This window comes from Terribacillus saccharophilus (assembly GCF_046592895.1).
GTDB classification, from domain to species: domain Bacteria; phylum Bacillota; class Bacilli; order Bacillales; family Amphibacillaceae; genus Terribacillus; species Terribacillus saccharophilus_D.
The window spans coordinates 114503-135689 of record NZ_JAWVPU010000004.1 but is presented as its reverse complement, the minus strand read 5'-3'; the positions used below and the strand labels follow the sequence as shown (position 1 = coordinate 135689).

Below are 21187 nucleotides of genomic sequence, written 5' to 3'. Positions count from 1 at the left end.
TTGATAGAATGGGAAAATTCAAAAAGACGATGTTGACAGCCGCTTTTACGGTCACTGCTTTGCTTCCGACAGCTGCATTTGCTGCTAATGAAGAAGAACAATTGGAAGGTAAGAAGCTGACAGCTCGCTCTTCGACAGTACAGACATATGAAGTGCCACAAGTCATGAAACGATTTACATACTCATCAAATCTTTCCTTTGAATACCCCGATGCTGTCAGAGGCATTTATGTAACAGGCCCAAGCGCAGGAGGGGAAAAATTCGACAGTTTGGTGAAGATGGTCGATGAGACAGATTTGAATGCAATGGTCATCGATATCAAGGATGATCATGGGAACATTACATACACACCTGATGAGAATTCTCCATATTACGACATAGCACAAGATTACATCGACGATCCGCAGGAAATGCTGAAAGTACTGGAAGAACATGAAATTTATCCGATTGCACGTATCGTTGTATTCAAAGATACATTGTTGGCCGAGAAGAAGCCAGAGCTTTCTTTCACGAATGCTGATGGAAGTGTCTGGAAGAACGGGCGCGGGGAGGCTTTTGTAAGCCCATTCCAGCATGAAGTATGGGAATACAATGTCGAATTGGCAAAGGAAGCCGCAATGATGGGCTTCCAGGAAGTGCAATTCGATTACGTGCGCTTCCCTGAGGGCTTTGAAACGAAAGATGATGAGCTGCAATATGATCTTGGTGAATACACAAAAGATGATACAGACAATGTACAAAAACGAGTCAATGCGGTTACGGATTTTGTTGCTTACGCCAAAGAGGAATTGGCAAATTACGATGTGCAGACCTCAGTTGATATATTCGGTTATGCAGCGACACTTGATGAAGCACCGGGAATCGGTCAAAACTTCTCCAAGATATCATCGAATGTAGATGTGATTTCATCCATGATCTATCCAAGTCACTGGACTTCTTATTTTGGACTGGATGTCCCGAATGACCATCCGTACGAGCTGACAGCAGAGTATGCAAAAGTAGAGAACGAAGTATTGGGCAAATTGGAAAATAAACCTGTGTCCAGGCCGTGGATCCAAGATTTCGAAGCACCATGGGTATCTTCCAAACAGTACGGCAAGCAAGAAGTGGAAGATCAGATTCGGGCGCTAAATGAGAATGGAATCGATGAATTTCTCATTTGGAATGCTGGTAACAGTTATACGGAAGGTGTGGATTTCACGCCTTGAAGCAAAACAGCTCCCTGATGGGTGCTGTTTTTGTTTAGGGCATTGCTCTTCGGGTATAACTAAGCTATCACCGTGCTGAAGGAGATTAATATGGATTGGTATGAGAAATTAAGCAGATATTTTCCGGTAGAGGAGATGAAGTCGAAAGAGCATATGCAAGTATTGCTTCAAGAAAAAGCAGATGTGTACTTTAAAGATGAAAGTGAAGACCATGTTCTCATGTATGCGGAATTCGACCATTTTCTTTTCATCGATTATTTATATGTAGCTGGTAAAACCAGAGGTAAAGGAATCGGCGGTAAGCTGATCGACAAGCTGAAACAAAAGGGAAAGCCCATCCTTTTGGAAGTGGAACCGCTACAATATGATGATACAGATTCCGAGAAGCGACTGCGCTTTTATGAAAGGCATGGGTTTCAGCATGCCCAAATGATTGGCTATAACCGCCGATCACTGGCGACGGATAAAGAAAATCCGATGGAAATCCTTTATTGGGCGCCAAATGGTGAGACAGAAGAGCAGATTTTCGAAGCCATGCGGGATATGTACGAACAAATCCATACTTACAAAGATGAGCAGCTATATGGGCAACCCTACCAGCTGGCGGATGAAGTGCTGACATTCTCATCAACCGCAGCGAAAGATAGCATTTTTGATAAAGCAAAACAAAAAGAAAAATAATTTATCAGATTAGGTTTTAAACATTGTGTACCGGGTAAACAGTAACCATAACGACGATACAAACGTATATTTGTGTAAAAACTGTGGTATCTTTCAGGAAGCCTTTCATTAACTTGACCGCTGTAGTATACTTGTACATAGAGAGATTACATTAAAATCATTTTAAATAAAATCTTTCCATGGGCAACGAAATAGAAACATATTCTGTATTGAGGAGTGAAGTTTAATGGTAACACTTTATACCTCACCAAGTTGTACATCTTGCCGCAAAGCTAAAGCTTGGTTAGAAGAGCACGATATTCCGTTCACAGAGAGGAACATCTTCTCCGAGACATTATCACTTGAAGAAATCAAGGAAATCCTGCGTATGACAGAGGATGGTACGGATGAGATCATCTCTACGCGCTCGAAGGTTTTCCAAAGCCTAAATATGAACTTAGATCAATTACCATTGAAGAAGTTATATAGCTTGATTCAAGAAAACCCTGGCCTTTTGCGACGTCCGATCATTCTTGATGAGAAACGTTTGCAGGTTGGTTATAATGAAGACGAAATTCGCCGCTTCTTGCCAAGAACTGTGCGTACTTTCCAGTTGCGCGAAGCACAGCGGATGGTCAACTAACTCTTAACAGATAAAGGGCGTGGATCCTACGGGATCCACGTCTTTTTTCTTATCAGCTCCTGAGATGACAAATTATCTGAAATGCGCTACAATGAACAGAATCCAGCTAAGGCATTCGCCTTTTTTCGGCATATGTAAGCCTTTCTGTTTTCCATACAGCAGGATTTATCATAAAATAGAGTCATACACAGAAATAGTTAGATTGAGGGTAAGGGAATACGGGAAGTGTAAAGGCAAGAGGGCGTTTTTCACCTGACACTTTACTGGAGGGAGAGAAAACCATGGAAATAGAAAGAATTAATGAAAATACAATCAAATTTTATATATCTTATATAGATATTGAAGATCGCGGCTTTGATAAAGAAGATATTTGGTATAACCGCGAAAGAAGTGAGCAATTATTTTGGCAGATGATGGATGAAGTCAATTATAAAGAAGACTTCAGTGTCGATGGTCCGCTATGGATTCAAGTGCAGGCCATGGATAAAGGACTGGAAATCGTCGTGACAAAAGCCCAGCTTTCCAAAGACGGCGAGAGCTTGGAACTGAATGTGGACGATAAAACGATCCAAACATCAGTGGAAGAAAAAGTTGATTCTGTCCTTGAAGACAAATTCGGCTCTCATGAGGAAGATGGTGAAGAGTCTGAGGAAGAATTATCTTTCGTCATCCAATTCCGCGACTTTGAAGATGTGATTCAGCTTAGCCATTACTTTGAGGAAACGTATGGCATCGAGAACAGACTATACCATTATAAAGAGAAGTATATGCTTTATGTGGAATTCGATGACACTGTACTCGGGGATGATGAGCAAGAAGACATTCTAAGTCAATTGCTCGAATTCGGCTATGATTCCCAGACAACGATTTACCGATTGGAAGAGTACGGCAAGGTGATCTTCGCTGATGATGCACTTACACAAGTGAAGCAATACTTCCCTCTCAAATAGACATTCGCTTTTAGAATGTCTATTTTTTTTGTGCTAAAATGCTTTTTTTCGGCCATTTTTCAGTTGTATAGGTTTATTGGTATATACTGAAGCCACGGAGGTGAAAGATATGCTGCAAGCCCAATTGGAAGATGGCGGGCTGGTGCTGCTCGCTTTATATCGGCCAGAGCAGATTCGTGAATTAAGGAAGCAGCGTTTTCTCTGCCCTGCCTGTAAAAAGCCTGTAATCATTCGAGCGGGTAAGAAAGTGGTTCCTCATTTTGCTCATGATAAGGTCGATGCATGTGATCTGCACCACGGAGGTGAAAGTCTTTATCATATGCAAGGGAAGTTACAACTTTTTCACTGGTTCAAAAAACAAGGCTACAGCGTCAAATTGGAAGAACGCGTCGAGAAAATTGACAGGCGTCCGGATTTACTTGTATACACAAAGAGCGGAAGGATGCTGGCAATTGAATATCAATGTGCTGCCATCTCAGATGAAGAATTGCTCAGTCGCAATGAAGCTTATGCGCACAATGGCATAACACCCATTTGGATACTCGGCGGCAATCGCATGAAGCGTACATCCACTTATATGTTCGATCTGCCGAAAAGGGAACAGCGCTTTTTGATGCGATACAAGCAGGACATGCCGCTGCAGCTGCTGTACTATTGCGCTGATAACGAGAGCTTTTGCAATGTCCAGCATATCTTGCTGACAGGAAAGAAACAGACGATCGGCCAGTTTTATTTCCGCAACCTTCATCAACTACATTTCCCCGATTTATTTAAAACGCTTCCCATCAACCTTCAGCAAATCATGCAAACTTGGCAAGACTTCCAAACGAGGATAGTGGCCAAACCGCTCACGCATGCTCCAAGTATTGTGAAACGGTGGGTAATGAATTTATATAACAAAGGGCTGCTGCTTCAAGATATCCCGGCAAATATATTGCAGCCAGTGGACACGCAATATCGTCTGTCTGTTCCCCCATATATTTGGCAGACGGACTTGTGGCTTGAGCAGCTGCATCATCTTCCTCTGAAAGAAGAAGTATCGCTTGAGCGATTGATTTCGATCACAGGAAGATGGGAAATAACAAGTAAGCCGTTTGCCATCTCAGTCGAAACCCATCCAGCAGAATCGTATATGAAGCGGCTGTGCCGGGCAGGCTGGTTTGAACCAGTCGGATCCGATATGTTCAAAAAGAAAAGGAAATCTCCGTTTGAAGGGGCAGTATAATCGTTTTCTTCGCATGATTATACTGCTTTTATATATAATATAAGAGAGAAAATGCTTGTGACTGAAGGATTTTCCCTGCAAAAATACGAAATAGTCTATAGTACAGAAAAGGTAAGCAGCAATGGAGGAGGATGTTCGTGTCAAAATCAGCTAAATCTTTACCAAAACGAAGTGAAGTACCAGCAGAAAAAACATGGAAGCTGGAGGATATATTTGCGACTGATGAAGCATGGGAAGAAGAGCGCAAAGCATTAGCGGAGGATGGTAATCAAATTTCTGCCTTCCAAGGCAAACTGGGCGAGTCAGCAGATACTTTATATAAGATGTTCAAACTTCAGGATGAGCTTTCGGAGCGTATCGGTAAGCTTTATACATACGCGCACATGCGGTATGACCAGGATACGACAAATGGACATTATCAGGCGCTGCAATCGAAGGCTGAATTGGTGATTACAGATATTTCTAGTAAGATGAGCTATATTGTGCCGGAATTGCTTGCAATCGATGAGAATCGCATTCAAGCGTTTCTCAAGGAAAATGAAGCACTCAGATTGTACGAGCATACATTGAATGAAATCAGCCGTCAGCGGGCGCATGTGCTGTCTGAGAAAGAAGAGACACTGCTTGCCCAGGCATCCGAAGTGACTGATAATGGTTCCGCTACTTTCGGCATGCTCAACAATGCCGATTTGACATTCCCTAGCATCAAGAATGAAGATGGGGAAGAAGTGGACGTGACGCACGGCCGCTATGTCACATTCCTGGAATCCAAAGATCAGCGAGTGCGCCGGGATGCATTCAAATCCATGTATGATACTTTCGGCCAGTTCCGGAATACTTTCGCTTCAACGCTTTCCGGTACGGTGAAGAAGAATAACTTTTATGCCAAAGTAAGAAATTATGAGTCTGCCCGCCAGTCTGCCCTGGATAATAATAAAATCCCGGAGCAGGTTTACGATAACTTGGTAGAAGCCGTCAATGAGCGTCTTCCATTGCTTCATCGTTACGTGGAACTGCGCAAAAAAGTCCTCGGCATCGATGATTTGCATATGTATGATCTCTATACACCGCTTGTCAAAGATGTTGATATGAAAGTATCATATGATGAGGCGAAAGAGCTTGTCCTAAAAGGTCTGAAACCACTAGGTGAGGATTATCAAAGCATCCTGAAGGAAGGATTCGAAAACCGCTGGGTCGATGTGGAAGAGAATAAAGGGAAACGCAGCGGTGCCTATTCTTCCGGTGCTTATGGAACGAATCCGTATATCTTGATGAACTGGCAGGATAACGTCAATAATTTATTCACATTGGCACATGAGTTCGGCCATTCCGTGCACAGCTATTATACGCGGAACAACCAGCCGTATCGTTACGGCAACTATTCCATATTCGTAGCAGAGGTTGCTTCTACTTGCAATGAAGCTTTGCTGAATGAATATATGATCAACAATGTGGACGATGAGCAGGAGAAGCTATACTTGCTGAATCACTTCCTGGAAGGGTTCCGCGGTACCGTTTTCCGCCAGACGATGTTTGCTGAATTCGAGCATATGATCCACAAGCATCAGCAAGATGGAGAAGTGCTGACTGCAGAGAAACTGACGTCGATGTATTATGATCTGAATAAGAAATACTTTGGCGAAGGATTGACGATCGATGAAGAAATCGGTTTGGAGTGGGCGCGCATCCCGCATTTCTATTACAATTATTATGTGTATCAATATGCGACAGGTTACGCGGCTGCCACGGCATTATCCGCTAAAGTCCTGGAGGAAGGACAGCCAGCTGTTGACAAATACATCGGCTTCCTGAAGGCCGGAAGCAGCGATTATCCAATCGAAGTACTGAAATCTGCAGGAGTGGATATGACTGACAAACAGACAATCCTGTCTGCACTGGATGTGTTCGAAGCAAAATTGGATGAAATGGAAAAGCTATTGCAGAAATAAAAAGAGAACCGGCGCTAACGCGTCGGTTTTTTCGTGCCTTTATATGTTCTTTTACGTGTAAAGAAATAGCAAGCGGCGAATAAGGACAAAAACAATAAAGGTAATGTAATCACCATGGAAACAAGCTGAAGCATACCGAGAATATTTAAAATCAAAGCAAGTAAGACCCATGTAATCAATAAGATCCCGATTCCTTTCATCGTAACACCTCCGGCTACCACCACTTTATGCAGAGGCTGAAACAACTAGACTAAATGAGCTTGTGACTTTTTTGTGAAATAATGCACATAACAGTTGCTATTACATAATATATTTGGTACATTATATTTGTGAGAAACATCACAAACAAGTCCCCTTTGTTTGGATTATTGTTCTCCCATCCCCTCAGTAGAAGTTATACATGCAAAAAGGTCTGCCGAAAGGCAGGCCTTTTTGTTATGCTTTGAACTTTTGAAGGAAGGAATGAATAGAAGCGGTGAAGCTGTCCAAATCCTCGAAATGGATGGAATGTCCACATTTTTCAAATTGTTGTGCTTGTGCTTCAGGGCGCAACTGTTTCATCTCTTCCCATACGGCCTCTGACAAGATAGGGGAGTGTGATCCGCGCATGAGCAGCGTTGGACAAGATACCTTCTTGAACGCGTCTGTATAATCGCCATTCAAGTAGTCCTGGGATGCTTTTATCCCATTGGTATCAAAGCATAGCTGCCAGCCATCGTCTGCTTCATAGGCGCTCTCTGTGTAGTACAGGAAGTGGTTTTCATTTTGTGCTTGGTCGATGCTGTTTGAAAGTGCAGCTAAAGTATCCGCAGGCTGCTGGAATTTGTAAGCATAATTAAGTTCACCAGAAACCTTATGACCCATATCTTCTACGATCAAGCCATCTACACGCTCTGGATGTTCGGCTGCATATTGATAAGCTGTGACGCCGGACAGGGAATGGCCAAGCAGGACAAGCCGTGCTGTTTCCCCGATGTCATCGAGCAGTGCTTCCAAATCCTCTAGATAGGAATTGCGGTCATAGTCGGTCACATCCGCACCATGATCGCTTTTGCCGTGCCCCCTTAGATCTGGGGCGATGATTCGCCAGTCCTCGGTTTTTTTCATAAAAGGCTTATAAAGTGTACTGCGTGCAAATAAACCATGCATCAGCACCAGAACATGATCGGATTGGACACCATTATCCAAGTAAGCCAATTGCAAACCATTCGATTGGAAGTATTTCTGTATCATCTGTCTTGACCTCCTTTATGCATCGTCATCATATTCCCGGAATCGGACAATGAAAAACAGCCGCACAAGGCTGTGCGGCTGTTTGGGATGAGTGCTTAAATATCATTCGGCTTTTGATGTAATATTATATCTCCAAAACGTATCATGCTTGATAGGGATGCGTTCCACCATCTGTTTCAATTGCAGTTTCTTCATTTCCTTTTCCGTCTGTGCGTTTGTCCAGTCATAAATCAAGGAGATTTCCCTGCTTGCAACAAATTTATAGCTGGAAAGAAACTCCTCTACAGGCGGCTTTTCAGCTGGCTGCGGATCTCTTTGCAACATTTGGTGCAGGACATTGACATAGACGTCGTAGTTGTACAACCCGGAAATCTTGATGCCGGAGTCTTCCTCTGACTCATTGAAGAATACCATGGAAGGCGATTCATCGATTTCCAATTCCTTCGCGAGTTTCACATCGCATTGGAACGCTTTTTTAGCTGAAGCGGAGTACATATCCTCGCGGAACTCCTCCAAATCAAGATTAGCGATTTTGGCACATTCAAGCAGTATCTCATCCGCTGTTATATCTTGTTTGTTCAAGAACAATGCTTCCTGGATGGTGCGGAGGAAGCGCGTACCAGCTTTGCGGCCTTGCAGTTCTGCAGCTTTGACAGCAAGGGATGTACGCCACGGGAAGGAGACGGCATTGTTCAATAAAAGATTATCAGGCTGCAGGACAGCTTTCGGATAAGTGCATTCGCTGCGTTCCCGCCCGAGGGGTTGATAATCTCCCGTCAAGATCGGACGCAAAGTGAAATATTGTCCATATTCCATGGAAAGTTTTTTGAGAAAAGGCTCGAGTGACCAGCAGTCCTCGCAAAGCGGATCGATAAAAACGTAGATCTCCAATGGTTTATTGGAGGCAGGAAACAGCCCGCAAAATCCGCCACAGTCATCCTCAAGCTTTTGCTGTTTTGAATTAGAAGATTCCCAGCTCATATCGATTCTCCTTTCTCTTTGTCTGGTGTATTCATCATATGATGTGCGGTCAGCGCAAGTCGTTCAAATATTATGCTATTATACGGTTCCTCTATGCCAGTTTCCTCGAGGGAAGCTGCCATGCAGGAAAGCCATGCATCCTTGCGCGTTGGTGTGATTTCGAAAGGTAAGTGCCGGTATCTTAGCTTCGGGTGACCGTGCTCTTCTGTATAAAGCGGCGGGCCACCGAAGAATTGTGTCAGGAACTGTTGTTGTTTGCGGCGGGTTTCCGTGAGATCATCCGGGAAAATCGGCTTCAAATCAGGATGCACTGCGACACGCCGGTAGAAATTATCCACCAGTCGTTTCAGTGTTGCTTGCCCGCCGATACCATCATACAATGTTTCAGCTTGATTCATGATTCTTCCTTTCTTCGTGCAAAGAGCAATCAACATAACATCTTCCCCCATTGGGAGTTGACTGTAATTTATTTTATCAGCCACTTGCTTGGTTGGGCAACTTATCTGTTTTGAAGGCTGTCATAGAAGCGCTGGATTTTGTTTGGCGTTTCCCTTTTTCCTATCCCATGCTCGGATAAAACTGATTGGAAAACATGCTCTCCATGCGCATAGCTGTGCGCCTCAAGCTCTAATTCATAATCCGTCGTGCTTCCGTACGTGCTTTTATCGAGGACGACTGTCGTCTCTAGATAACGTCGCTCCCGGCGTACTGTCTCCAATGCACCACCGTAAACCAATTCGGCTGCCGATATACCGAGCTCCTGCAGCTGTTTGCTGATTTCGGGTCCAAGCGTTATCTTACCTTGCAGCCAAGCTTTTGCTTGCTGCTCTGTCAACTCATCATGTGTCTCCAATAGACCGTCAGCATGCGGCTGTTTTAAAGTGGATTGAAACTTTCCGTTTTTTTCACGAATCCTGAGGGCGGATCCCAGTTGTTTCAGCTGAAAATCCTTCGTTTCGAAGTAGTGGTTCACTTGCTGGATGACTGGTGTATTTTCCATGTCCAAAGATTTATATAATTGATTGAATTCCGCTTCCGTCAGCAGATTCTTGAATTCAATTTCGATTTCTTGCGGCATATTGATACCCCCTGTGCGTACAACTGTGTTTTCGATTGTTATGCCTAGCTGCTTTTATGATACACTGAAAGCAGATAGAATGCATCTGGAACAACTAGACGCTGCTGGGAAGAAAAGGGGCAATGTAGAGTATGAACTGGGAAGTGTTTTTAGCACCATATGGTCAAGTAGTAGAAGAATTGAAAGTAAAATTGAAGGGAATGCGCTCGCAATTCGAAAACGAGTCGCGCCATTCTCCCATCGAATTCATCACTGGCCGGGTCAAGCCGGTACGAAGCATCCTTCAAAAAGCAGCAAATAAGCAGGTTACAGTAAGTGCGCTGCATCAGGAAATCCAGGATATTGCCGGTCTGCGCATCGTGACACAATTTGTTGATGACATCTACACAGTGGCAGGCATGCTGAAAGCCCGCAATGACTTCGAAATTGTCAATGAGATTGACTATATCGTCGAAACGAAGGAAAGCGGCTATCGGTCTTATCACATGATCATTGAATATCCAGTCGAGACGATTCATGGAGAAAAGAAAGTACTTGCCGAGATTCAGATTCGGACACTTGCCATGAATTTTTGGGCTACAAATGAGCATTCCCTCAATTATAAATACGATGGTCAAATACCGGCCGAATTGAAAACAAGATTGAAAACGGCAGCTGAAGCTGCATTCCGGCTGGATGAAGAGATGTCCAAAATCCGGGATGAAGTGCAGGAAGCACAGCGGATCTATCATGATCAGCAGCAAATCAAAAAGCATAAATAGGGGTGTAAGCAGGGATGAAGTATACGGTTCTTTCACGGGGAGATGAGAAGTCTGATCGTATCAAGGAAACGATTATCGAACATCTGGCTCATTTCAATTTCGAATATGATGAAAAGGAGCCGGATCTCGCAATATCCGTCGGCGGAGACGGGACGTTCCTCCAGAATTTCCATACATATGTCCATAGGCTCGATAGTACGGCATTTATCGGTATGCATACGGGCCATTTAGGATTTTATGCAGATTGGGTACCGGAAGAATTGGAAAAACTGCTGCTGCAGATTGCCAATAAACCATACCATATCGTAGAGTATCCGCTGCTGGATATTTCCATCACTCATAAAGACGGCAGGGTGGATGAGCATCTTGCATTGAATGAATGTTCCGTCAAGACGCCGGATGGTTCCGTTGTCCTGGATGTGTCCATCAAAGGCGAACATTTTGAAACGTTCCGGGGTGATGGTCTTGTCATTTCGACACCTTCAGGGAGTACGGCTTATAACAAGGCCTTGAATGGAGCCATCATTCATCCATCATTGGCATCGATCCAAGTCACGGAGCTTGCTTCCATCAATAATCGCGTATTCCGGACGATCGGCTCTCCGCTCATTTTGCCGAGCCATCATCCATGCACGCTCCGTCCGACATTGGATAAGAGTTTTTTGATTGCCATTGATCATATGACGGAAAATCACTCGGATATCGAGTCGATTACATGTTCTGTAGCAAAGCAGCGTGTCCGTTTTGCTCGCTTCCGTCCTTTCCCATTCTGGAAACGGGTGCATGACTCATTCATTGCAGATAAGAGGTAAAAAACATGAAATTAAGCTGGACCTTGCCAGAGGATATCACAATCAAGGATTTCCTGAAGATGCAAGGCGTTTCAAGAAGACTATTCAAGACACTCAAAGAGGAGCCGCAGCTGGTCACACTCAACCAGCAGACGGCGCCTCTTTGGCTTATCGGCAAGACTGGTGATTGCCTGGAAGTGGAGCTGCCGGAAGAAGAAGCAGGTACCTACATGCTGGCAGAGAAGCTTGCTTTGCAAATCGTTTACGAAGACGAGCATGTGCTAGTACTGGATAAGCAGCCAGGAGTGGCGGTGATACCGTCCATGAACCAGCCATCAGGCACAATTGCGAACGGATTGCTTTGGCATTACCGCGAACAGAATCTCCCTTATACAGTCCATATACTGACTAGATTGGATCGTGATACATCGGGACTGATGCTTGTGGCGAAACATCGCTATGCGCATACATTGCTGGCAGCAGACCAAAAACAAGGGAAGATTCAGCGGTCTTATGCGGCACTTGCGGAAGGCTGCCTGACAGAAGCTTCCGGTACGATCTGTCTGCCGATCGGGCGGAAAGAAGGCTCGATCATCGAACGGGAAGTGAGGACGGATGGACAAAAGGCAGTCACCTATTTCCGCAAGCAGATGACTTTCACCCATCATACATTGCTGGAGTTGAAGCTGGCGACAGGCAGGACGCATCAGATCCGTGTGCATATGGCATTTCTTGGCCACCCGCTGGCAGGGGATACGCTATATGGCGGGAAGAGGGATGCAATCAACAGACAAGCCCTGCATTCCCAGCAGCTGCGTTTCATCCATCCATTCACAAAACGTGTGCTCACTTTTCATTCACCGGTCCCAGCTGATTTCTTAATCGAATGAACGGAATTTTTCTTCGACATAAGGCTGCTGGGACGGAACACTGTGAAGACTCCTTTCAGGAAAGCGGCAGGCAGTCAGTTTATTGCCGAATACGCAGCCTGTATCAATATTGATTGTATGGTGGATGATACGGGCGTTCAAGACGGGCGTATGACCATAGATGATCCAATCATCGCCATGATAGTGCTTGGCCCAGTCCAGTCTCACCGGACGGCCCAGTTCATCCATTTCCCCTGTTGTATCTCCATACAGCACGAAGCTTTTCACTTTATTGCCTTGCTTACCGATCAAGGACTCCTTGATGCCGGCATGTGCAGCCACTGCTCCGAGTTCTGGTATCTGCTTATAAAGCGGAGCTTTTTTGTAAAGCTGCATGAACATATTTGAAACCTTACGGCGTAGGTTCGGCTCACTATGCTGCAGTTCGGCTACAGTCGTTTCCAATCCATGTGTTATTTGCACGTTATTCCCGAGCAGATATCGATACAGCTTATCACAGTGATTGCCAGGCACATAAAAACCGAGCTCCTTTTCAACAAGCTGATAAACGAGTTTTATCACACCGAGTGAATCAGGACCGCGATCAGTCAAATCACCGATGAAAAATGGTCGCCGGCTTTCTGGATGCACTGGCAACCCATCTTTCATTGTATAGCCAAGTTCTGCAAAAAGCTCCAAAAGCTCTGGTAGACACCCGTGAACATCTCCAATGAAATCCAACTTCATACGTATCACTCCTATATATAAAAAGGGAAAGCTTATAGTAGCTTTCCCTTTTCTTATGATGCTTATCGCTGTGATTCGAACATGAACGTGCGTGTCCTGGAATGGATATTGAGCACGATACCAATCGCAATCATATATGCAAGTGTGGAACTCCCTCCATAGCTGAGGAAGGGCAGCGGAAGTCCGGTGATCGGGACGAGTCCCACGGACATCCCGATATTTTGGAATATCTGATAAGTGAACATCCCGATGAAACCGGCTGCCAAGTAACTGCCGAACGGTTCATTGCTTTCCAGTCCTACTTGTATCATCCTGTAAATCAAGATGAAGAATAAGAACAGGACAATCGCCGATCCGATGAATCCGAATTGTTCAGCGATCGCTGAGAAAATATAATCTGTATGCCGTTCCGGAATGGAGACTTGGAAATTGGAAGCCCCTTTTCCGAATAAGATCCCCGAACCGATGGCCATCAGTCCCAATCGGTACTGATAACTGGAATCCGGATATTTTTCCGGATAAAGCCAGCCGAGGAAACGGCTTTCAACGTGCTTGAATATCGTTTCCTGCAAGAAGGAACCAACCTGGTTCGGGAAAATATATGCCAAGATCCCGACAAATAAAGAAATGCCAAGGATAATTCCTAATATTGTCAGCAACAGGCGCCAACTGATACCGGATACTAAAATCGTAGCGCCGAGAATGGAGGATAATACAAGGAAACCGCCAAGGTCGGGCTGTACAGCAATCAGACCCATTGGTGGCAGAGCCACCGCCAACAGCTTACCAAGCAGGAACAAATCCGTTTTATTCGTTCGAACGGTATTCTTTTCATTATGTGACATGATGACATGCGCCAATGCGATGACAACGAAAACTTTCACAAATTCAGCAGGCTGCATCGAACCGATACCCGGCAGGATGAACCAGCTGGTCGCCCCGTTCGCTTCATTTATGATTGCCGATGGGAATTTGAAGAATAGCATCAAAAGCATGACGATTCCAATACCATAAAAAATCCAGACTAGCTGCCGGAGCCTGTCATAATCAAGCAGCATCATGACAGTGATGACGACTCCGCCCACAATGTACCACATAATCTGACGAGGCATATATTGGGTCTGGGCTGCAATACCGGATAGTGTCGGCTGCAGTTCGTGTAAAGTGAATGCAGAGACGATACCCAGCAGGATCAAAACTAATATAATTGTTAGATCTAACCGAAATTTGTTAGAATTCATACACAAAACCTTTCTTTCGTTCCTTCCGCATCTCTAGCAGCTATTAAAAGCGATTAGATTTTGCAAATGAGTGGAATATAATCTTGTTCCAGTTTACAACAAAATGACGGATAAATTAAGTGAACTCTATTAAAGTTTCTTAAACCTTTTATAGAGTACCCCTTTTTCCGTTGACAAAAGGCAAGATGTTAACTATTATTAAATGTTATTTGCGAGCGAGGAGGAAGCCCATATGGATCATTTGGAAAACCAAGAAATTTTACTATACCAAAATAAAATCAGAGAAGCACTAGCTAACCAGCAAATCGATAAATTTCGTGCGGAATACCTAGAATTGCACCCATATGATCAAGCTGCTGTATTCGAGGAACAGCCCGACGAAATTCGGAAACAGATTTATTCCTATCTTTCACCTGACGAGACAGCGGAAATCATGGAAAACGTGAACTGGGAAAATGCGGATGTTTATTTCACGGAAATGTACTCCCGTTATGCAGCGCAAGTATTGGCGGAAATGTCTGCCGATGATGCCGTCGATATATTGAAGGAAATGGATAAAAACAAGGTTGCGAGTTTTATCACAATCATGGATAAAGAGGCAGCCGACGAAATAAAGCACCTGCTTCATTATGAAGATAAAACAGCCGGCAGTATCATGACGACGGAATTCGTCAGTGTCAGTGCTGCTGATACGGTACGCGAAGCGATGCTTCATCTGCGGGCGGAAGCACCGGATGCGGAAACGATCTATTACACGTATGTCGTGGACCAGGATAAAAAGCTGGTCGGTGTCATTTCTTTGCGTAATTTGATCATTGCCGAAAAGGATTGGCTCATTTCCGAGGTGATGAGCGACAGGATCGTCAGTGTCGCCGTGGGGGATGATCAGGAACATGTGGCGCAAATGATGCGGGATTATGATTTCCTGGCACTGCCGGTGGTGGATTTCCAAAACCACATTCTTGGGATCATCACAGTCGATGATATACTTGACGTCATGGAAGAAGAAGCGGATGAGGATTACAGCCGTTTAGCCGGTGTCAGCGATACGGAAAGAGGCGAGGACAGTGCTTTTGTTTCCGCTCGCAAGCGACTGCCATGGCTTATCGTATTACTCTTTTTGGGTATGATCACCGCCAGCATGATCAGCCGATTTGAAAATACGCTCAGCCAAGTGGCCATACTGGCAAGCTTCATCCCGCTTATCGGAGGGATGGGTGGTAATACAGGTACACAAGCGCTGGCTGTTGCAGTCCGAGGCATGGCGACAGGTGATGTTGCCAAGCGCGGTAAAATGCGGATGGTCCTGCGGGAAGGCCTGACTGGAATCATGACTGGTCTCAGCTGCGGGATAGTCATCACCTTGGTCGTGACAATCTGGCAAAAAGACTTTTTCTTAGGACTTCTTGTCGGCTTATCCATTTTGGCCACCTTGATCATTGCGACACTTGCCGGAGCAATCATCCCGCTCCTCATGCATAAGCTGAACATCGACCCAGCCATAGCTTCTGGACCGTTCATCACGACGATCAATGATATCATTTCGATTTTAATCTACTTTGGACTTGCAACTGCTTTTATGGGACTGCTGACATAATCGGAGATTGCAATTACGAATAGGAATCAAGACTGTCTACGGGCAGTCTTTTTTCTTTTGCTTCTGGGCACCATCATCCGGCTGATGCATATACTGAGTAAGAAACTTAATGCAGAGGAGGATATGGCATGTCCAAAGAAAAGGTACGAAGCCAGCAGCCGCTGCTGTTCATCGCCCAGCCCGAGCTCGAACTGCCAAAGGCAGAAATGCAACAAGCATACCGTACGACCAAGGGGAAAAAGAAAGAAGTAAAACCAGCAGAAGCGGAAGGAAAGCAACAAGGAGAAATACAGGAAGGTGTTAAGCTTCATGATGAAAAACAAGCGGGAAAGGAAAATTCATCCAATAAAAAAATGAATTTCAAAGACTTAACAACAACTGAGAAAGTGGATTACTTTTTAAATCTTCCAACACAGCTTCCTCGCATGAAATGTGAACTCATCACAAAAGACGGCAGTTTGATTGGCATCATTTCCGGCGCAGCTGATGATATCATCCAATTCAAATCCATTCGACGTCCATTTAAACGAGAAGTGAAGCTGGAAGATATCCAGGATATCAAATTACTAGGTTTTTAAGAAAAAAGTTCAATCTTGGATTCAAGATTGAACTTTTCCTTTTTTAGCCTTCGTCGCCAAATCTGCCGCTTGTGAAAGCAGAGATTGCTGGCAATGTAGTGATGTGTGCAAAACGGTTCAAATCAACCGTGAAGCAGATGCCTGTAGCAGTCAGGCCAGTGACGATTTGATCGTCAACGCCTGCTGGAATCAGGGTGATGTCAGCTGGGCTGCGAAGCAATTCCAATACGGCAGCATTGTCATCATAAACTGTTTTCACGCGGAAGTAGTAGCTTGCAGCTACCGGGCCAAGTGTTCCTGGAGTTGCTCCTGGTGCTACACCATATCCGCGGAAAATTCCGCCTAGGTCGTTATACAAGCAGATAGGTACTGTATCGAAACCGGTTGATCCCCCGAAGTTGCCTAGAAGATCATTGATGGATTGTTCTGCACTTGTTGCACAGCATTCGCTATGGATATCTCTTTGCGCATTGGCGATTTCCCTGATGATATCCACGACGACTGAGGATCGTTCTGGCGTTGCGTTGCTCATGATTTAACCCCTCTCGAAATGATAAAGTAATGACGTTTCGTCTTTAATAAGATATGAGGAGCGCCTTGTTGTGTGTGGGCATTTTACTGTATTATGCAAGAAGTTGACTGGAATATTATTGTAAGTTAAAAAATGACTGAATGGGCGTACATAGCACACCTTAACCAAGCAGGTGACATAAACTATCAAGACCATGAGTCCAAGAAAAGGGAGTGAATGAAATGTCTGAAGAGAAAAAAATCATCCATGTCAAGAATCTCATCATCAAAGCTGATAAAGTGATTCTGGATACTGACGATATAGAAAAAGATAAAGATGACCATAAACATGATCACGATCATGACCATGATAAAAAGCATGATGATAACGATCCGATTTTTGGTTTCCGCAGAAAAAAAGATGACGATGGCCATAAGCATGACGAAAAACATGACCATGAAGACAAAAAAGACGAAGACGATAAAGACAAAAGACGCCGGAACTTCTGGTTTTGATCAAAGCAGCCTTGGGGCTGCTTTTTTTGGTTAGAAGAGGATAAAAGTGGGGAAGAAGAGAATAAAAAGATAAAGGAGGCGTCGTTATGAGCTGGACTGTACCAGTACCCGCATATCAATACATGGATTATCAAAACAGGACAATCGGATTGAACAAGCAAAATAGATATACGATCGAGAGGACAAATTCGATCATGCTGGAAAGACGCCCTGATACATTTGAACAGCGCGTCCAGGATCGACTAGATTATCAAGCATCGATGCAGGCTTCTGAAAGAAAACAAGAAAAAACCAAACAGACGCCCTTGGACAAGCAGACATATAGTCTTTTGACCGGGAAAGGGCGGCATATAGATACAGTTTGTTAAGTTTTCAATGGTAAGCTCTGGTGAATAGGCCGTTGTCAGGTGTCCATTCTGCATATGCCACATCCGACGCAGAATCAAAGCCTTGTTTTGTGATTTCCTGCTTCAGCCATTCCACCGTTTTGCCGCCATTGATAACGTTATCTTCAATGATTTCCCCATCAAGGATAAAGGATACAGGAAGCGGATTAGCTTGATCCTTCAATTCCAAATCACTGCGTGTCGGTGTTTGATAAGCACTTTTCTTTAACACGCTCAGACTGCCGTCTGCTTCGATGATGGCATAATCGACTTCGGCAAGTGAAAACACATTATTGGAACGAAGCTGATGCATCAGCTGATTGAAATCCATCTTATTGACTTTCATATCTTTGTATTGAATTTCTCCGCGCGAGATGATGACAGATGGTTTTCCTTCAAAAAATCCCCGCGTCCGCTTGAAACGCTGCGTGATCTTTTCAATGACCAGCATCAGGATGCCCCATGTGATAATGGCCACAGCAATTTCAGGTATCCCGGCCTCCGGATCGAACAAAGCATTCCCGAATAGTTCGCCGGCTGCAATCGCGGCGATGAAATCAAATGGTGTGATTTGATTCATTTGTGTTTTTCCAAGGATTTTCGTCAATAAGAAAAGACCGATAAAACCGAATATCACTTCCACAATTATTTCAACATATCCGTTCACGTACGACCACACCCCTTCTAAAAGAAGCATGCCCAAAGACAGATGAGCTATGCAAAAAAAAAGACTCCCCAAAGAAGAGAGTCTCATAACTGCTTTGTCATTGTTTTATGCGGGATGCCAGCATCCATGAATTCTTCAGACACGGTTGTATATCCTAATCGTTCATAGAAGGGAAGCGCCTGGATCTGTGCATTGAGCTTTGCTTTTTTCATGCCGCGTTTTTTCGCTTCTTCTTCCATAGTCCACATCAGGTCATTGCCGTAACGCTTACCACGGAAGTCTTTCAATATGCAAATCCGTTCAAGCTTCGCATAGCCATCGACGAATCGCATGCGGCCAGCTGCACCGGGAATGCCATCTTCGTAACCGACAAAGTGGATGCTTTCGTTCTCCAATTCATCTATTTCAAGATCGGCCGGCACTTTTTGTTCTTCAACGAATACTAATGTTCTTACTTGAAATGCGTCCTGCTGCTGGATGCTGTTTTCTGCTACGATGATTTCCATATTCATTCCTCACCTAATGTAAAAGTTTCTTTCACGATCCACTTCTCGTCTGCTTGCTGCTCCAGCAAGTGAAATTGAGTAGCTTGTTCCTCATATTGAAATTGCTTAAGCTTCAGCGTGCCATACAAATCAGCATATTCGCCATTCGAAATGTCTTGGGCAATCGTGATATGGGGGATGAAAGCATACGCTTTTTCACTTTCAAATAACCCATGGTACAGCTTCTCATGCAATGTTTTCAGTTCTTCGGAAGCTGTCACTTTCAAATAAAGCGTATTATGTGCAGGTGCGAACGTACTTACTTTCTCTATCTTATAGGAGAAAGGAGCCGTTTCGCGTGCGATTCGCTTCAATTCACTCACCGCATCGATCAAATCATTTTCATTCAATGTAAAAGGCTGTCTCACTTTCATATGCGGTTTGATGAGAGCATAAGCGGAGTCAAACCGTTTGCGGTACGAATTGGCTTCTTGCTGCACGTGCTCGGATGGGAAGATTGCTACCGTGTAGTTCATCTCAATACCTCCAATTATGAAAGAATAATGCGCATCGTCTGCATTTGTTCCTTATTATACCAAAGATGATACCTGCTGTATGCGAAAGAAGGTTCAGCCAAACACATCTGTCAGTACTTGCTTCATGTCACGCTGCCAGTACTTCCAAGTATGATCAGCACCTTCTAATTCCCGGTAAGTATAGTCGATATTCTTGGATTTGAAATATTCCTGCAGGTCCCGATTCGGTTCGACGAAGTCCATTTCCTTATCAAAGGATGTAGGGACAAGTGTTTCAGCCGTACCGATAGTGTGATAAATCGACAAGCTATCCAGCTGCTTTGCATTCTTGACTTCCCTCAGGACAGCATCATCCACCAGCGGGGATTGCATCACAACGCCTCCGAACGTATGCGGGAAACGGAGGGCTGCAACAAGTGAGAGGGTGCCGGCCAATGAATCACCCATCAATGTTCTGGCGGCTCCCATATGTAAAGTCGGCAGATCATCCTCCAAAACCGGCAGTGCTTCATGTAACAAAAACTGCAAAAAAGCTTCGTGCTTTTTACCATCTGGATGATATTTATCGATACGGTCATAGCGGTCCCGATAATGAATGCCGGCAAATACCGTATTTTTGATCAGGCCGTCACGATGCAGCTGATCACTCAGTGTTGCAATCCGACCCATTTGGAAATAATCGTTTCCATCCTGCATGATGCATAGCTGATATTTATATAAGGAAGAAAACGACTCGGGCTTATACCAGCGCACCTCCAGGCTCTCATCCAAATAAATGCTGTCGATGATGGCACTTTCCATCTTACCATTTCGTTTCATATGCTAAACCTCACTTTGTGGAAGGGATGTGATGCCATTTTAACACGAATGCAGGGGATAGGAATGAAAAAAGCAACAGACTGCGTACCTTGGTATGAATGAGGGAGGAATCGTGCAAGAAATTTATGGTAATATAATCAGGAGGTGATGATACAATGAAACAATTCAAAGGAATCATGCAAGTTTTGAAGCTTGCCGAGAAGCTGAAGCTTGAAATGCTGCACAGTTGGCTTTCCAACGGCAGACAGGAAAGCGTAGCAGAACATACATGGCGCGTTGGATTGATGGCAGTGCTGCTTGAACCTTACATAGAAGAAACATTCGACATGGCGAAATTAATGAAGATGATCATGATTCACGACCTTGTGGAAGAAGAGGCGAAGGATGTACCTGCTTTTGATACATTGTATGATCCAGACAGAAAAGAACAGAAACGTTTGGCAGAGGAACAAGCGATGGATAATATCAGATTGATGCTGGAGGAAATCCCGGGACAAGAGCTGCAATCCCTTTGGCTGGAATTCGAAGCGAAGGAATCCTTCGAAGCTAAAATAGCCAATGCCTTGGATAAGCTGGAAGCGCAGCTGCAGCATAATGAAGCGTCCTTGGATACATGGATTGAGATTGAGAAAGAAATGGTGTATTTGCTTAAGCCGCACACTGCATTCCACCCCGTACTTGAGGAAATGCGACAAGTGATAGTGGAAGAAGCGGAGCAAAAGCTGAGCGAGGGTGTTTTTGCTAAGACCTAAGACTT

General features: G+C 44.4%; 26 protein-coding genes. 14 read left to right on the top strand and 12 right to left on the bottom strand.

The window, feature by feature from the left end:
• Nucleotides 1-8 precede the first annotated feature (8 nt).
• The 6 genes from SFC66_RS13485 (at nt 9) to pepF (ending at nt 6635) form a co-directional block, all read left to right on the top strand.
• Nucleotides 9-1208 (top strand): putative glycoside hydrolase, encoded by a 1200-nt coding sequence (locus SFC66_RS13485; RefSeq protein WP_411219256.1) that lies wholly within the window; start codon nt 9-11, stop codon nt 1206-1208.
• A 90-nt stretch (nt 1209-1298) separates the two neighbouring features.
• A complete protein-coding gene (locus SFC66_RS13480) occupies nt 1299-1889 on the top strand; it encodes a GNAT family N-acetyltransferase (protein WP_411219255.1) in 591 nt (196 codons plus the stop codon).
• 226 nt (nt 1890-2115) lie between these two features.
• Nucleotides 2116-2511 carry a transcriptional regulator SpxA gene (gene spxA, locus SFC66_RS13475; protein ID WP_093726917.1) on the top strand — a complete coding sequence of 132 codons (396 nt, stop codon included), beginning with the start codon at nt 2116-2118 and terminating at the stop codon, nt 2509-2511.
• Nucleotides 2512-2792: 281 nt separating this feature from the next.
• Entirely contained in the window at nt 2793-3461 is a 669-nt protein-coding gene (gene mecA, locus SFC66_RS13470; RefSeq protein WP_411219254.1) for an adaptor protein MecA, read from the top strand.
• Nucleotides 3462-3570: 109 nt separating this feature from the next.
• Nucleotides 3571-4686: a competence protein CoiA gene (locus SFC66_RS13465; RefSeq protein ID WP_411219253.1), complete on the top strand. Its 1116-nt coding sequence runs from the start codon at nt 3571-3573 to the stop codon at nt 4684-4686.
• Nucleotides 4687-4817: 131 nt separating this feature from the next.
• Nucleotides 4818-6635: an oligoendopeptidase F gene (gene pepF / locus SFC66_RS13460; RefSeq protein ID WP_411219252.1), complete on the top strand. Its 1818-nt coding sequence runs from the start codon at nt 4818-4820 to the stop codon at nt 6633-6635.
• Between the two features lie 14 nt (nt 6636-6649).
• Here pepF and SFC66_RS13455 read toward each other — a convergent pair whose 3' ends face one another.
• The 5 genes from SFC66_RS13455 to SFC66_RS13435 form a co-directional block, all read right to left on the bottom strand.
• Nucleotides 6650-6835 (bottom strand): hypothetical protein, encoded by a 186-nt coding sequence (locus SFC66_RS13455; RefSeq protein ID WP_411219251.1) that lies wholly within the window; start codon nt 6833-6835, stop codon nt 6650-6652.
• 235 nt (nt 6836-7070) lie between these two features.
• On the bottom strand, nt 7071-7868 hold the full coding sequence (locus SFC66_RS13450; RefSeq protein ID WP_411219250.1) for an alpha/beta fold hydrolase: 798 nt from the start codon (nt 7866-7868) through the stop codon (nt 7071-7073).
• A gap of 102 nt (nt 7869-7970) precedes the next feature.
• A complete protein-coding gene (locus SFC66_RS13445; protein ID WP_411219249.1) occupies nt 7971-8849 on the bottom strand; it encodes a ClpXP adapter SpxH family protein in 879 nt (292 codons plus the stop codon).
• Nucleotides 8846-9250, bottom strand: coding sequence for a globin domain-containing protein (locus SFC66_RS13440; RefSeq protein ID WP_411219447.1), 405 nt, complete (start codon nt 9248-9250; stop codon nt 8846-8848). Before SFC66_RS13440 ends, SFC66_RS13445 begins: the two co-directional genes overlap by 4 nt.
• A gap of 98 nt (nt 9251-9348) precedes the next feature.
• Complete coding sequence (locus tag SFC66_RS13435) at nt 9349-9927, bottom strand: CYTH domain-containing protein (protein ID WP_411219248.1); 579 nt, start codon at nt 9925-9927, stop codon at nt 9349-9351.
• A gap of 131 nt (nt 9928-10058) precedes the next feature.
• Here SFC66_RS13435 and yjbM point away from each other — a divergent pair, with 131 nt between their 5' ends.
• From yjbM to SFC66_RS13420, 3 genes are read left to right on the top strand one after another with little or no spacing between them, the layout of a single operon-like run.
• Nucleotides 10059-10688 carry a GTP diphosphokinase gene (gene yjbM / locus SFC66_RS13430; RefSeq protein WP_411219247.1) on the top strand — a complete coding sequence of 210 codons (630 nt, stop codon included), beginning with the start codon at nt 10059-10061 and terminating at the stop codon, nt 10686-10688.
• A gap of 14 nt (nt 10689-10702) precedes the next feature.
• A complete protein-coding gene (locus tag SFC66_RS13425; protein WP_411219246.1) occupies nt 10703-11500 on the top strand; it encodes an NAD kinase in 798 nt (265 codons plus the stop codon).
• A 5-nt stretch (nt 11501-11505) separates the two neighbouring features.
• The gene (locus SFC66_RS13420; protein ID WP_411219245.1) at nt 11506-12369 is read left to right on the top strand and encodes an RluA family pseudouridine synthase; all 864 of its coding nucleotides are present in this window, start codon (nt 11506-11508) and stop codon (nt 12367-12369) included.
• Here SFC66_RS13420 and prpE read toward each other — a convergent pair.
• Nucleotides 12358-13095 carry a bis(5'-nucleosyl)-tetraphosphatase PrpE gene (prpE, locus tag SFC66_RS13415; RefSeq protein WP_411219244.1) on the bottom strand — a complete coding sequence of 246 codons (738 nt, stop codon included), beginning with the start codon at nt 13093-13095 and terminating at the stop codon, nt 12358-12360. The two genes, SFC66_RS13420 and prpE, sit on opposite strands and share 12 nt — an antisense overlap.
• 62 nt (nt 13096-13157) lie before the next feature.
• On the bottom strand, nt 13158-14336 hold the full coding sequence (locus SFC66_RS13410; protein WP_411219243.1) for an FtsW/RodA/SpoVE family cell cycle protein: 1179 nt from the start codon (nt 14334-14336) through the stop codon (nt 13158-13160).
• Between the two features lie 232 nt (nt 14337-14568).
• Between SFC66_RS13410 and mgtE the strand changes: the two genes are divergently transcribed.
• Together mgtE and SFC66_RS13400 are read left to right on the top strand one after the other, a co-directional pair.
• The gene (mgtE, locus tag SFC66_RS13405) at nt 14569-15933 is read left to right on the top strand and encodes a magnesium transporter (protein WP_411219242.1); all 1365 of its coding nucleotides are present in this window, start codon (nt 14569-14571) and stop codon (nt 15931-15933) included.
• A gap of 128 nt (nt 15934-16061) precedes the next feature.
• The gene (locus SFC66_RS13400; protein WP_411219241.1) at nt 16062-16511 is read left to right on the top strand and encodes a CotO family spore coat protein; all 450 of its coding nucleotides are present in this window, start codon (nt 16062-16064) and stop codon (nt 16509-16511) included.
• Between the two features lie 43 nt (nt 16512-16554).
• On the opposite strand, the gene SFC66_RS13395 is transcribed toward SFC66_RS13400, so the two are convergent.
• Entirely contained in the window at nt 16555-17043 is a 489-nt protein-coding gene (locus SFC66_RS13395) for a CotY/CotZ family spore coat protein (protein ID WP_411219240.1), read from the bottom strand.
• Between the two features lie 221 nt (nt 17044-17264).
• On the opposite strand from SFC66_RS13395, the gene SFC66_RS13390 reads away from it, so the two are divergent.
• Nucleotides 17265-17537, top strand: a complete 273-nt coding sequence (locus SFC66_RS13390; RefSeq protein ID WP_411219239.1) for a hypothetical protein — start codon at nt 17265-17267, stop codon at nt 17535-17537.
• 86 nt (nt 17538-17623) lie between these two features.
• Nucleotides 17624-17905 carry a hypothetical protein gene (locus tag SFC66_RS13385; protein WP_411219238.1) on the top strand — a complete coding sequence of 94 codons (282 nt, stop codon included), beginning with the start codon at nt 17624-17626 and terminating at the stop codon, nt 17903-17905.
• Between the two features lie 4 nt (nt 17906-17909).
• Here the strand turns inward: SFC66_RS13385 and SFC66_RS13380 are convergent, their stop codons facing one another.
• From SFC66_RS13380 to SFC66_RS13365, 4 genes are all read right to left on the bottom strand, one after another.
• The gene (locus SFC66_RS13380; protein ID WP_411219237.1) at nt 17910-18590 is read right to left on the bottom strand and encodes a DUF421 domain-containing protein; all 681 of its coding nucleotides are present in this window, start codon (nt 18588-18590) and stop codon (nt 17910-17912) included.
• Between the two features lie 83 nt (nt 18591-18673).
• Nucleotides 18674-19096 carry a GNAT family N-acetyltransferase gene (locus SFC66_RS13375; RefSeq protein ID WP_411219236.1) on the bottom strand — a complete coding sequence of 141 codons (423 nt, stop codon included), beginning with the start codon at nt 19094-19096 and terminating at the stop codon, nt 18674-18676.
• Nucleotides 19097-19098: 2 nt separating this feature from the next.
• Nucleotides 19099-19611, bottom strand: coding sequence for a 2'-5' RNA ligase family protein (locus tag SFC66_RS13370; protein WP_411219235.1), 513 nt, complete (start codon nt 19609-19611; stop codon nt 19099-19101).
• Nucleotides 19612-19704: 93 nt separating this feature from the next.
• Nucleotides 19705-20430: an alpha/beta hydrolase gene (locus SFC66_RS13365; protein WP_411219234.1), complete on the bottom strand. Its 726-nt coding sequence runs from the start codon at nt 20428-20430 to the stop codon at nt 19705-19707.
• A gap of 155 nt (nt 20431-20585) precedes the next feature.
• On the opposite strand from SFC66_RS13365, the gene SFC66_RS13360 reads away from it, so the two are divergent.
• Entirely contained in the window at nt 20586-21182 is a 597-nt protein-coding gene (locus SFC66_RS13360) for an HD domain-containing protein (RefSeq protein ID WP_411219233.1), read from the top strand.
• The last annotated feature ends 5 nt before the right edge of the window (nt 21183-21187 follow it).